The organism is Bradyrhizobium monzae, assembly GCF_021458635.1.
Taxonomy (GTDB): domain Bacteria; phylum Pseudomonadota; class Alphaproteobacteria; order Rhizobiales; family Xanthobacteraceae; genus Bradyrhizobium.
In genome coordinates, this window is the sequence record NZ_JAIRDQ010000006.1 from 214684 (window position 1) to 228012 (window position 13329).

General features: G+C 63.4%; 12 protein-coding genes. All 12 read right to left on the reverse strand.

Annotated features, from left to right (window positions below; all coding sequences use genetic code 11):
• Positions 1-25: 25 nt before the first annotated feature.
• On the reverse strand, positions 26-991 hold the full coding sequence (locus K3F49_RS22840; protein WP_234683199.1) for a flavin reductase: 966 nt from the start codon (positions 989-991) through the stop codon (positions 26-28).
• A 56-nt stretch (positions 992-1047) separates the two neighbouring features.
• Complete coding sequence (locus K3F49_RS22845) at positions 1048-2004, reverse strand: LysR family transcriptional regulator (protein WP_234683200.1); 957 nt, start codon at positions 2002-2004, stop codon at positions 1048-1050.
• Between the two features lie 191 nt (positions 2005-2195).
• Complete coding sequence (locus tag K3F49_RS22850) at positions 2196-3047, reverse strand: amidohydrolase family protein (RefSeq protein WP_234683201.1); 852 nt, start codon at positions 3045-3047, stop codon at positions 2196-2198.
• Between the two features lie 36 nt (positions 3048-3083).
• On the reverse strand, positions 3084-4391 hold the full coding sequence (locus K3F49_RS22855; protein WP_234683202.1) for an NtaA/DmoA family FMN-dependent monooxygenase: 1308 nt from the start codon (positions 4389-4391) through the stop codon (positions 3084-3086).
• A 41-nt stretch (positions 4392-4432) separates the two neighbouring features.
• Positions 4433-5608, reverse strand: a complete 1176-nt coding sequence (locus K3F49_RS22860; RefSeq protein WP_234683203.1) for an alpha-hydroxy acid oxidase — start codon at positions 5606-5608, stop codon at positions 4433-4435.
• A 205-nt stretch (positions 5609-5813) separates the two neighbouring features.
• Positions 5814-7112: a TRAP transporter large permease gene (locus K3F49_RS22865; RefSeq protein ID WP_234683204.1), complete on the reverse strand. Its 1299-nt coding sequence runs from the start codon at positions 7110-7112 to the stop codon at positions 5814-5816.
• Positions 7109-7675 (reverse strand): TRAP transporter small permease, encoded by a 567-nt coding sequence (locus tag K3F49_RS22870; RefSeq protein ID WP_234683205.1) that lies wholly within the window; start codon positions 7673-7675, stop codon positions 7109-7111. The genes K3F49_RS22865 and K3F49_RS22870 overlap by 4 nt, the downstream gene beginning before the upstream one ends.
• 4 nt (positions 7676-7679) lie before the next feature.
• A complete protein-coding gene (gene dctP / locus K3F49_RS22875; RefSeq protein WP_234683206.1) occupies positions 7680-8615 on the reverse strand; it encodes a TRAP transporter substrate-binding protein DctP in 936 nt (311 codons plus the stop codon).
• Positions 8616-9050: 435 nt separating this feature from the next.
• Positions 9051-9983, reverse strand: a complete 933-nt coding sequence (locus K3F49_RS22880) for an acyl-CoA dehydrogenase family protein (protein ID WP_234683207.1) — start codon at positions 9981-9983, stop codon at positions 9051-9053.
• Positions 9944-11131: an acyl-CoA dehydrogenase family protein gene (locus tag K3F49_RS22885; protein WP_234683208.1), complete on the reverse strand. Its 1188-nt coding sequence runs from the start codon at positions 11129-11131 to the stop codon at positions 9944-9946. The genes K3F49_RS22880 and K3F49_RS22885 overlap by 40 nt, the downstream gene beginning before the upstream one ends.
• A gap of 31 nt (positions 11132-11162) precedes the next feature.
• Positions 11163-11975, reverse strand: coding sequence for an SDR family NAD(P)-dependent oxidoreductase (locus K3F49_RS22890; RefSeq protein WP_234683209.1), 813 nt, complete (start codon positions 11973-11975; stop codon positions 11163-11165).
• Positions 11976-12005: 30 nt separating this feature from the next.
• Complete coding sequence (locus tag K3F49_RS22895; protein ID WP_234683210.1) at positions 12006-13214, reverse strand: ABC transporter substrate-binding protein; 1209 nt, start codon at positions 13212-13214, stop codon at positions 12006-12008.
• Positions 13215-13329: the final 115 nt, after the last annotated feature.

Genomic DNA, 13329 nt, shown 5'->3' on the forward strand with positions numbered 1-13329 from the left:
ATGTCCTTTCCGAGCGACTGAGGCTTTAGGCGGTGCGAAGCTGCTTTGCGACCATGGTGTTGAGGACACGCCGGACCGTTGCGAGATCCGTGTCCGCGATACCTTTGAAGAGAATGTCCTCGCTGGCGCGCGCATGTGCCACGATCGCCTTGAGTCGTAACTCGCCGTCGGCGGTGAGCCGAACCTGTCCGCGATCGTCGACGGCGACGAGACCGAGCGACACCAACGATTCCAGGAGGTTGCGACTGGCCGCGAAATCAAGAAACAGCTCGGGCATCAGTTCGTCGAGCGTCCGGCCAGGCGAGGTCGCGGCGGCGCGTAACAGGCGCGCCTGCAACAATGTGAGCCCAAGCCCCTCGGTCTGCCGCGCGCGCTCCAGCCGCGATGCAATGGCGCTGTAGGCGCGGATCATCAGGTTGGACAGAACGCGCTCCTCGCTATCGTCCGGGCGTTGCGCAATTGCGCCGGTAGCGAACGTACGCATATCGGGATGTTCGGCCGCGACAGCATAACCTCCCTTCACGAACAGCAGCGGCCGACGTTCGTAACGGCTGTAGCGCAGGACCTCGCCGATCAGAATGACATGATCGCCGCCGTCATGGGTCTGGCGGCAGACGCACTCGAAGGACGCAGCCGCGCTCGCAAACAGCGGCGCATCGCCATGCCCCGTTTCGCTGGTGAGCTCCCGGAACTTGTCCGGCCCCGAGCGGGCAAAGTGTTGCGACAGCCCGATCTGATCGTCCGCAAGGATGTTCACGGCAAAATGGGAACAGGCCTCGAATGCAGCAAAGCTCTTGCTCTCGCGGCGGATCGACCACAGCACCAGCGGCGGATCGAGCGACACCGATGCGAAGGAGTTTGAGGTGAGCCCGAAGCGTTCGCCGCGCACCGTGGTGGTGATGACCGCGACGCCGGTCGCGAATTCGGCCAGGCTGCGGCGAAAGCCATCCGTTTCGATGCGGGGATTGCCGCATTCGACGGGCGATCCCATGGACGAACTCTTCTCGGCCTGACAATCCATCGTCACCTCCACTTCCTGTGTGCCGTTCAAACCGTGGTCACGCGGATCTGGATGCCGCGTTGAAGCGATCGATGATCGACGGTCGCCTCGATCCATTCCGAGAAACGGCGGCGCACCTCGCCAAGCAGCCATTGCGCGGCCGGTCCCGGCGGCTGCTCGATCTTGTGAACGGCATAGAGTGGAAACCGCAGCGGCTCGCCACGATGCGCGGCGAGCTTCAGCTCGACCAACTCACCGGAGTCAAGATACTCCCTGGCGAGATGGGTCGGCATCGCGCACCAGCCGAAGCCGTTCCGCACGAAATCCAGGCGGCTGAACTGGTCGATGAAGCTCCAGGTGCGCGTCCCCATCACGACGCCGCGATAGCGCTTGGTGCGATCGACCATAGTCAATTGAACATGCTCCTCCAGCGCGGATTGCGGGATCAGCCCCTCGATCTTCGCCAGCGGATGCCGGGAGGACGCGACCAGCGAGATCGGGATGTCGCCGAGAAACTCCATCTGGAATCCAGGCATGCCGTCGAGCGCGGTCGAGTAGATCGCCAGTCGCGCATTGCCTTCGAACAGCGACTGCTCGGGCGCACCGAGCCCCTCGGCCAGAAGGTTCACCGACACCAACGGGAAGCGTTCGCGAAAGGCACGCAGGCTTTCGATCAACACCGTGCTTGGAAACACCTGCTCGATGGAGAGGCTGATCTCGGGTTCAGCCACGGTCGCCATGTTCTTGGCCCGCGCGCGCAGAGCATCGGCGCTGCTGACGATGCGGCGGGCGTCCTGCACGATTGCATCGCCGGCCTCCGTCAGCCGCGGCAGCTTGCTGGAGCGATCGAACAGTTTCAGCTCGAGCGCGTCCTCGAGCGACTGGATCGACTGGCTGACGGCCGACTGGACCCGATTGACCTTGCGCGCCGCCGCCGAGAAATTGCCGGTATCCGCGACAGCGATCAGCATCTGGAGTTGATCCAGCGTCACCCTTGAGAGCATGTTCCACCTAGCCTGATGATTTTCATTGGGCCGTGCGGGCCCTTTCATCAGCTCAATGAAACGATCCGGCTGGCCTTCCATCAATCTATCTGATGGTGGAAGGATATTGCTACCCCTCCCGGGATGACCGCGGTCCGGGCTTGCGATGGGGGGCTTGGCGGCTGGCGACATGACGTTGTCCGGCGCTCCGGTCAGGATTCGAACCGGTAGAGGCGCGCCGGATTGTCCGAGAGGATCGCCTGGCGCGCGGCGGGATCCGGTGCCCAGGCCAGCAGAAGATCGAGGAGATCGGCATCGTCAGGCATGGTCTCGGCCGTCTCGGTCGGATGGGGCCAGTCCGATCCCCACAGCAGCCGCTCGTTCCCCTGCGCCACCAGGGCGCGGGCGATCGGCGCGACCTCCCTGTAGTCCGGGCCGTTGCCGTGAGCGATGTGGTAGGCGCCGGAGAGCTTCACATAGACATTGTCGCGCGCCGCGATCCGCAGCAGCGACTGGACGGCCTGATGCTCGACCGGAAGCGGGCGCGCGTATCGGCCCATATGATCGATCACCACGGTGCAAGGCAGCCGCGCGATCAGCGCCTCATGATCGGGAAATTCCAGCCCATCGAACTGGATCTGGAGGTGCCAGAAGGTGCCGCGAATGCGCTCGGCCATGACAGGCACATCGGCCCATTCGGTGACACTGCCCCGCATCTGGTGATAGCGCAGGCCGCGCGCGCCGCGTTGCCAGAGCCGCGCGAGCTCGTCATCCGTCACGTTCGTTGGCACGGTTACGACCGCCCGCGCGTTGTCGCCGATCGCCGCCACCGAATCCAGCGTGCAGCTGTTATCGAAGCCATAGGTGACCGGCTGCACGATGATCGTTCGTTGCAGGCCAAGACGCGCCTGCACCTTGCGATAATCGTCGACGCTGAAATCCGGCGGAAACAGCCAGGCCTTCGACGAGGCCGGATAGGCACGGCTGTAAATGTGCATATGCGTATCGCAGGCGCCCGCCGGCACCTGCAGGTCTGGATGTCGCGTGTGAAGCTTGTTCAACATCTCGAAAGGCTCATCGATCGGTGAGGCCAACGCGGCTCAGTCCATGAAATTGTCGCGCAGGGTTTCGCTCTCATAGTCGGTGCGGAAGATGCCTCTCGCCTGCAGCAGCGGCACGACTTCATCGACGAAAGTCTCGATGCTGCGGATGTTGGTCGTCGGCGTCACGTTGAAGCCGTGACAGCCGCTGCTGCGCCAGAGATGCTCGAGCTGGTCCGCGACCTGCTCGGCCGTGCCGACGAGCTGCGGCATGCCGGCCGTCGCGCCGAAGACGCGCGCGGCGTCGCGCGCCGTCGCATTGCCGTCGCCGGTCATGTTGGCCAGCGCCATCAGCATGCCGCGGGAGGCGTCCGTCGTGTTGACCGCCAGCGGCCGGTCGAGATCGATCTTGCTGAAATCGATGCCGAGCGTGCCCGACATCCGGCTGAGCGCGGCGTCGAGCGGAATCCGCTCGAAGATCTCGGCCTGGCGGCGCTTCGCCTCGGCTTCGGTGCCGCCGAGTACGCATTGAATGCCGAAGATCACCTTGGGCGGCTCGGTACGCCCTTGCGAGATCGAGGAATCCTTCAGCTTGTCGACGAAGGCCTTCATCGCCTCCACCCGCGCCTGGATGGAGAACACCACGTCGCTGTGCTTGAGCGCGAATTCCTGACCGCGTCCCGACGATCCCGCCTGGAACAACACGGGGCGTCCCTGCGCCGACGGCAGGGTCGGCGGAATGGTGTGGCAGCGATAATGCGCGCCGACGAAATCGACGACAGCGACTTTCGCCGGGTCCGCGAACTCACCGGTGGACCTGTCGGCGAGAATGGCGCCGGGCTGAATCCCGTTCCACAAGGCGTGGCAGATGTCCATGTACTCGTCGGCCTGGTCGTAGCGCTTGTCGTGCTCGATCTGGTCGAGGCCCAGCGCACGATGCTCGCCGCGCAGATGGCCCGAGACGATGTTCCAGCCGACGCGTCCGCCGCTGAGATAGTCCAGCGTCGAGAGCCGGCGCACGGTGTGATAGGGATGCGTTCCCGCCGTCGACAGCGTCACGGCAAGCCCGAGATGCTTCGTCTCCGCCAGCATCACGCCCAGCAGGGCCATCGGATCGTGGCAGGGCCAGGTCACGCCGTAGCGGACATAATCCTCGAAACTGTCCTTGTAGCGCTCCATTCCGCCCGGCGTATCGGCGAAGAAGGCTGCGTCGAACCGGCCGCGCTCCAGCGTTCGCGCCAAGCGCTTCCAGTGCTCGAACAGCCGCATGCCCTCGACGCGATCGTCGTCGGGGTCCGCCCAGCTCAGCGCCGTATGGTTGATCGGGCTGTTCATGTAGAAGCCGATCAGGTGCATGCGTTTGGTCACGTTCATCCTCGTCGATGTTTCACTTGGCTTGCCGCGAACGGCTAATTTCGTCCCATGCGTGGATCCAGCAGATCGAACAGGCTGTCGGGTCCCGCCTTTTCGACATCGATCCAGCCGACCTGCCCCATCAGAAGGCCGACCTCCTGGCGCATGATGTCGAGCACCTTGCACGCGCCAGCCTCGCCCGCCGCCGCAACGCCGAACATTGCCGGCCTGCCGAAGAAGGCGGCCTTGGCCCCGAGGCACAGCGCCTTGGCGACATCGCTGCCGCGGCGAAAGCCGCTGTCGATCAAAAGCTCCATCCGGCCGCCGACCGCATCGGCAATCGCAGGCAGCACGTCGATCGATCCGGGCGCGCTGTCGAGCTGCCGCCCGCCATGGTTAGACACCATGACGCCGTTCGCGCCGAGCTCGAGACATTTAAGCGCGTCGGCCGCATGCATCACGCCCTTGACGACAAGCGGGCCGTCCCAGGCCTTGCGCACCTGCTCCAGGATCGACCAGGTCTGCGCCGGCGCCGGCGTCTGCTCGCCATAGAGATCGGCCACCGCATTCGCGCCGGCGCCCTCGGCGGCATAGGGACGCCAGTTCTCCATCATCGGGATCCCGCCTTTGGTGAGATAGCGCCAGGTCCATCCCGGCCGGCTGATCCCCTGCAGGATCACCGACGGGGTCATCCTCATCGGCCGGCGGAAGCCGTTGCGGATGTTGCGCTCGCGCTTGCCCATGACAGGCGTGTCGATGGTCATCAACAGCACGCGGACGCCGAGCGCCTTGGCGCGGCGGACGAGATCGAGCGTGATGTGCGGGTCGCGTGTGCCGTAGATCTGGAACCACGTCGTCTTCGGCGCCTCGGCCATCGCCGCCTCGATGGAATCGCAGCTCGCGCTCGACATGATGTAGGGGATATCGAAACGCGCCGCGGCGCGCGCGATCATGAGATCGGAACCGGGGCGGAAGAATCCGGCGATGCCCATCGGCGAGATTCCGAACGGGCTCGCATAGTCGTAGCCGAACAGCTTCACCGTCTGACGACGCTTCTCGACGTCGACGAGATAGCGCGGCAGCAGCTTGTAGCGATCGAACGCGGCACGGTTGCGATCGAGCGCCGCCTCGCCGTCCACGCCGCCGTCGATGAAATCGAACGCGATGCGCGGCAGGCGCTTGCGCGCCAGAAGCCTGATGTCGTGGAAATTGATCGCCTGGTCTATCCGCATGATGATGTGCCGTTGAACTATCCGTGTCGTCACTCTTCGACGATCGGCGTGCGCATGAGAATTGGCCAAATTCTGATACTGACTATCAGTCGATGTGATGATCCGATGCGCAATCATCGCGACGGAGGAAGCGATGGGAGCGCCGCGCGTCATCGCTCGCGCCAGCTTGCGGCGCGTACGACTTCGGTCGCAGCTCCCCTCGCCGTCAGCCCATGCGTGCCGGCAAGAACAGCGCGAGCTCCGGCCAGAGCGCGAGCAAGAACAGCAGAACCAGCATGATCAGATGGAACGGAACCGTTCCCATCACGACTTCGCTGAGCTTGCCGTCCCAGATGCTCTGGATGACGAAGAGGTTGATTCCGATCGGCGGAGAGATCTGGCCGAGCTCGATGAACATCACGAGCATCACGCCGAACCAGATCGGGTCCACGCCGTACTGGGCGAGGATCGGATAGAGCAGCGGCACCGTGATCACGATCATGCCGAGGCTCTCGACCAGACAGCCGAGCACCGTGTAGAGCACGAAGACCGCGATGAAGAATTCGATCTTGCTCAGATGCAGGCCGACGACAAAGGCGGTGACGTCATCGCCAACGCCGGCATAGCTGATCGCGTAGGAGAACAGGAACGCCGCGTAGACGATGAAGAGGATATTGCCAACGACCTCGACGGTGCGATGCATGGCTTCGACGAATTTCGACCAAGTCAGTTCACCCCACACCACGGCTATCGCGATTCCGAACAGACATCCGATCGCCGCCGCCTCGGTCGGCGTCGCAAGCCCCGAATAGATGCTACCAAGGATGAATGCGATGAGGATCGCGAATGGCAGGACATCGGTGAGTGCACTGATGACTCCGGCAACGCTCCGCGTTAGCACCTCGACGGGCGCTGCACTTGGCTTGATGGTCGTGTAGACCGCGATGTAGATCATGAACATGGCGGTCAGGATCAGACCCGGGATCACCCCCGCCATGAACAGCTTGGCAACCGACGTCTCGCTGAAGGTCCCGTAGACGATCATCGCGATGCTCGGAGGAAACAGGATGCCAAGCGTGCCGCCAGCAGCCAGCGAACCGGCAGAGAGCCGGCGATCGTATTTCCGCTGGCCGAGCTGCGGCAGCGCGACACTGCCGATCGAAGCGGCCGTCGCGATGCTCGATCCGCTGATGGCGGCAAACACGGCGCATCCGGCGATATTCGTCTGCAACAGACCGCCGGGAATACGGGCAACAAGAACCGAGAGGCCTCGATAGATCCTGAAACTCAATCCGCTCTTCTGCAAAATCTCGGCCAGCAGGATGAACAACGGAATCGCAGTCAGCGTGAAGCTGTCCATGCTGCCCCAGCTCACCAGGCCAAGCCCGTTGAATGCGTCGATGCCATTCTGCATGAAGAGATAGACGGCAGCGGGAATCGCAATCGCAAACGGGACCTGCATGCCGAGGCCCAGGAGCGAAAGGAAGACGGAGAACGCGACGATGAGTTGAAGACCCGGGCTCATCTGCTTGAGCTCCGCCGACCAGCGGCACCGAGCCAACGGACGTCCGCCCAAAGCGCTTTGATCAAGGAGGTGCAGAGTGCCGCAATGCCGATCGGCATTGTCAGTTGCGGAATCCACAACGGCGTCCCGAGGATCGTCGCGGCGAAATCGCCGCCGTCCCAGCTGCGCAGAACCAGGCGCACCAGTTGCCACAGCAGGATCAGGCTGAACATGAGCGCCATGGCGTCGAAGATCAGCTTGCGAAGCGCGTGACCGAACTCCCCGAGGCGGCCATCGATGAATTCGACCTTGTGAAAGGCGCCGCTCACGAAGCAGGTCGACAGGCTCAGAAACGAGACGGCGACGAGGAGATAGCCGCCGAGTTCGTCCGCCGACTGCAGCGAGACTCCAAAGAGGTTCCTGAGGAACACCTCGCTTGCGACCATGATGATCGTGGAGATGATCGCGAGCCCGCAGAGCCAGCGGCACAGCCGCTCGACCCATCCTTCCGTCGGCTTCGCAAAATCGGGCGCGGTGACGTGACCCGCATGGTCGAGGGTCTCGGTCTTCGAAATCGACACCATGCCCTCAGCGCTCCAGCGCCTTGCGAACCTTGCCCAGCAGCTCGGCGGCATCAGGTCCCTGGCTTTTCGCCCAGTCGTCATAGTAGGAGCTGATGCGTTGTTGCGCGTCCTCGACATCCGCAGCAGAGGGCGTGGTGGCGGTCATCTGCGCAGCCAGCTTCTGCGTGAGCTCCTGGTCTTCTGCCGCCATGGCCTTCGTCGTCTTGTCGGTGACCTCGCGGATCGTTTCCTTCACGGTCGCCTGCACGGACGGCGACAGCCTGTCCCAGGCGCGCTTGTTCGCAAGCAGCAGCGAAGAGACATAGCCGAGGTTCAGCCGGTAATTGTATTTGAAGAGGTCGCGCCAGACATAGCCATAGCCCGAGCTCGCCGTGATCGCACCGTCGACAACACCGCGATCAAGCGCAGCAGGCACCTCGGCTGTTCCCAGCGTCACCGGAGATCCGCCCATTCTCTTGATGAACTCGGCCTGGTCGGGCGAGATCACCCTGATCTTCTGGCCTTGGATATCCCTGAGTGACTTCAGTTCCTTCCGCGACCAGATCACCTGCTCGGGAAATACGTATTCACCGACCACGACGATGCCGCGCTTGGCATAGGCTTCGCTCAGCGCAGGCGCTGCGATCGCTGCTACCTTTTCATACTCCGCCGGACTGTGGACCAGCATTGGCAGGCGCACGACAGCCCCGATGGGCACGCTGCCGAGAAAGAAGGCATCGTCGCCCAGTTGGACTATGTTGTCGGCGACAGCCTGCGTGATATCCGTCGCCTTGATCTGCAACGTACCGCCCAAGTGGAGCTTGACCGTCAGCTCGCCATTGGTCCGCCTACCGATCTCGTCGAACAGCTCGACCAGGCCCTTCGCCGCCGTGACCGTGCCGACCGAGTTATAGGTGTAGGCGTTCCAGGTCTGGCCGGCTGAAGCGGGGGAAGCCTGCATCCCGAGCACGCATAGCGCCAGGCCAGCTACGGCAAAATTCGCCAGGCAATTTCGCAGCGTTCGGCCCCCCGCAATCCGATCAACGCCGTGCAGCGCATTTGCGATCGCGGCAGACGGCAGACAGGATCTGGCGCCATCTCCCGGCAACAGGACATCTCGTTCCATTTCCATCCCTAAGGTCGATGTTGTGCTTTTGTAGTGCCGGGACGTATTCGCCCCTGGTTTCGCGCTGCGACAAGACTTCTGGCCACCGTCGAACCGCGATTGAATTTTGTTAGCACAAGGCCTTCCGGGCCGATTGGGCATTTTCCTGATGGCACCCATCGGTCCGTGTGATGCATCACAGGCACCGAGGGCCGTCCCTTCCGATGACAGGCCCAGTTTCCACGACCGGGACGCAAGGGTGGTCTCGGGATTCAACGCGGCACAGCGGCGTCACGCCTGGGCCGGTTCGCCCCAAGTGAGCTCTGCCAGCTCCCGATTGCTACGCGAGGCACCGCCGAATTCGGACTTCAGCAGCTTGGCACGATACGTCCAGCGATAGAGCGGATGCTCGAGCGTCAGTCCCATGGCGCCAAGGAATTGATGCAGATCGTAGACCACGGGATCGACGATGGTCTGCGCGCTGGCGAGAGCGGTCGCGACATCCGCATGCGTCGCGTTGGCACCGCCGGCCTTGAATGCCAGCCATTTGGCTGCGGCAATCCGCGAGCTACAGGCGGCGAGCCTGTGCTGCACGGTTTGAAACGTCCCAAGTGGCCGACCGAACTGGCGCCGGTCGGTCACGTGCGCCGCGACGCTGTCGAGACCGCCCTGAAGCACACCGGTGATCTCCGCCGCCACGGCGAGTTGGGTGAGACGGCGCGCCAGCTCCGGAGCGGCGACAGGGCGCGCGCGCGCGAGGCAACGCTCGGGATCGCGCAGGCGTCCGATCGGATAGGCAAAATAGGCGTCGACAGGCTCGACATCGTCCGCCGAAATCGCAAACCACGAGGCGCCTGCATGCGACAGCACCAGCACGCTGCGCGCGACCGGCAGGAAACGCACCGCCTGAGCGGGATCCCCCGTCAACACGGCGAGTGGCCGCGGCGCATCGGGACAGATCATTGGACGGATCACGGCCGATGCCGCGACTTCCGTGATGGACGCGCTGCGGCAGACCTCGTGCACGATGAGGGCTGCAGTCGACGCACTGTACTCCGGATAGGACGCGGCATCGAGCACGCCGGATTTTTCCAGATCCGCATCGAGTTCGAGATCGAAGGACGCCTTGCTGCCCCCAAGCACGAGACGATGTCTGGCGCGCGCGAGCACCGAGCTTACCGTCGTCAGCAGTGCATCCTGATCGTCGCTGATATCGAGAAACATGCGCCCTGGCTCCTCGGCAGGTTCATATAGTCCGTGGCGACGATCCCGAGCTGGATCTCGGTCGCGCCCGAGGCGATGCCGGCCGCGATCGCGCGCTCATGATGCGGCTTGAGCAATGGCAGGACGTCGTTCGAAAACGCCTCGGGGAGGAAATCGAGCGCGAAGTTGGCGACGGCATGGTCGGCCTCGACGATCGCGACACGGGCCAGCGACGATTCCGCATTCGGCGGCAGGCCGCGCGAGCGCTGGTCGACGACGCGATAGACCAGTGCGCGCGCAGCCTCGCAAGCCGCAAGCGCCTGCCCTGCCCTGAACCTGACGATATCGTCGCTCCACACGCCGTTGGCCTTGAGATGCTGCACCATCTCGCCGAGTACGCGAATGGACAGCTGATAGCGAGGAAGACCGATGCGCTCATTGGCGAGTGCGTAGGTGATCAGCGACCAAGCCTTGCCCTCCTCACCCAGCATGCTGGATACGGGAACGCGGGCATCCTGGAAGAACACCTCGTGCAGATCACCGTTGCCGACGAGCGCCGGTATCGGCCGCACCGTGATGCCCGGCGTCTGCATCGGGATCAGGAAGATGCAGATGCCTTCCTTGCGGCTGCCACCGGTGCGCGCCAACAGGAAGCAGTGCTGGGCAAGACCGGCATAGGAGGTCCAGACCTTGGAGCCGTTGATGACGAAGTGATCGCCATCGCGATCGGCGCGGCTTCGCAACGAGGCGAGATCGGAGCCAGCCGACGGCTCGGAGAAGCCCTGGCACCAAACGGCGTTGCCGGCCGCGATCTCCGGGATGTAACGCGCCTTCTGCTCGTCCGTGCCGAAGCGGAGGATGGTCGGGCCGATCCAATTGACGTTCATATATTGCGGGCCGCGCGGCTCGCCGACCGCCCACATTTCCTCGCCGAGGATGAAGTGCTCCCACACCGAGCTGCCGCGGCCGCCATGCTCCTTCGGCCAATGCGGTACCAGCAGCCCCGCTTCGGCGAGCCTCGCACAGAAAATGCGGGAGAATTCGGTCTGCTGCCTCGAGCCGGGTCCGTGACGCGCGATCTGCTCCCAGTCCGGCGGCAGTTCGCGCTCCAGGAACGACCTGATCTCGTCGCGGAACGCCTGATCGCGTGCACTCCATTCGAAGTTCATGTTCGCCTCTCAGGTCTGCGTTCCGATGACGTCATGTCGCCGACGCGCCCTGCTTCGTCTTCGCGATCTTGTGCAGATAGGCGAGATAGCCGAACGGAATCCGGCTGGCGCCATTGGCCTGGATGACGACGCCAGAGATCCAGGCGGCCTCGTCGGAGGCGAGATAGACACAGAGCGGACCGATATCGTCGGGGGTGCCGAGCCGGCCGAGCGGGACGACGTCGACCTGCTTCTGCGCCCGCGGTCCGGACATGAATTCTGCATTGTCCTCGGTCAGCACGAGGCCCGGCGCGATGGCATTGACGCGGATGCCGAGGTGGCCCCATTCCACCGCCATGGTTCCCGTGAGGTTGTCGACGCCGGCTTTCGCCGCGCCGTATTGCCCCGTCATCGGATTGGGCTGCGAGCCCGAGCGCGAGGTGATGTTGATGATCGCGCCGCCAGCCGTCATGGCCCGCGCCGCGGCCTGGGCCGCGAAAAACGTCCATTTGAAATTGAGATCGACAACCCTGTCCCACTGACCTTCATCGAGGTCGATCAGCGGACCAACGTCCTCGCGCGCGGCGCTTCCGGCGTTGTTGACCCAGACATCGAGCCTTCCGAACTCCGACAGCGCCCGGTCGACGATGGCCTGCGCTGCGCCGGGCTGCGCGATGTCGTTGACGAGAACCATCGCGTGACCGCCCTGCGCGCAGATCGTCGCCGCGGTCGTTTCCAGCGGCGCTGCGCTACGCCCCGTACAGATCACGGTCGCCCCCGCCTGCGCCAGCGCAAGGCTGATGCCCTTGCCGATGCCGCGTCCGCCGCCGGTCACGACCGCGACTTTGCTCGTCAACGAGAACATGGCTGCTTCCTTATCGCCCACCGACCGAGATCAATCACCGCCGACGAGACTGCCGAACAGCTGCCAGTTGCTGCCCTCGAAACGCATCAGCTGCCATTGCTTGATCGGCGCATAGTCGGTCGGCGACGTCGAGACCTTGATCCCCGGCAGCAGCGTTCCAACCTCGACATCTTTCAGGCTCGCAGCCTGCTTCATGACGTTCTCGCGCGTGAGATCGTCGCCGCACTGCTTCAGGACCTGCACCAGCAGCAGCGCCGGATTGTAGCCATTGATAATCAGCGTATCGGCGTGATTGGCCTCCGGCATGTATTTTTCGAGGAAGGCGTTGAGCGCCCTGAAGTCCGCATCGTCCTTCCATTTCGCGTCGTTCGGATCCTTGAAATAGGTCGCCGAGACGATGCCTTGCGTGTTCTCGAACCCGACCGGCTTGATCACACTGCCGATCGAGGCCGACGCGAAGCTCAGGAGCTGAAGCGGCTTCCAGTTCAACTCGTTGATCTTCTTGATCGCCTGCGCCGCGAATTTCGGCGTTGCCATGTTGAAGAACACATCGGCGCCGGTCGCCTTCAGCTTGACGATATGCGAGTCGATGCTCGGCTCGGTGACGTCGAAGGATTCCTCGGCGACGATCATCGCCGCGGCCTTGTCGCCAAGGCCGGCCTTGATGCCCTTGAGATAGTCCTTCCCGAAATCGTCGTTCTGATAGAAGATCGCGATCTTCGCGTTCGGCTTCTCGGTCAGGACGTATTTGGCGTAGGCCTTTCCCTCGGTTTCGAGCGAGGGCGCAAAGCCCATGCTCCAGGGAAAATTCTTCGGATCGTTCCACTTCTGGGCCGCGCTGGAGACGAACAGCTGCGGCACCTTCTTGGCATTCAGGTACTTCTGCACGGCGGAGTTGGTCGGCGTTCCGACCGCATTGAACATGAACAGCACCTCGTCGCCCTCGACGAGCTTGCGGGTCTGCTCGACCGTCTTCGGCGGCGAATAGGCATCGTCGTAGGACAGGAAGACGATCTTCCGGCCGTTGATGCCGCCCTCCTCGTTGATCTTTCGGAAATAGGCCTCGCCCGTCTTGGCGATCAGACCAAACCCTGAAGCCGGCCCGCTATAGGCCGCGGTATTGCCGATCTTGATCTCGCTGTCGGTCACCCCGGGACCGTATTTCTTGTCTGCAGCGGAGGCCTGGAAGCCCAATGCCAGCAATATCCCGGCTGCAAAAATGCCTGTCCTCGTCGCCACGCCTGCCTCCGAGCCGCATGTTTTCAGTTGTTGGCCGGTTAGCTATCACGTTAGTTGTTTGCTGACTAGCAACTAATCGAGCTGATTCATCCTTCCCGACGCGGCCCTGCGCCGC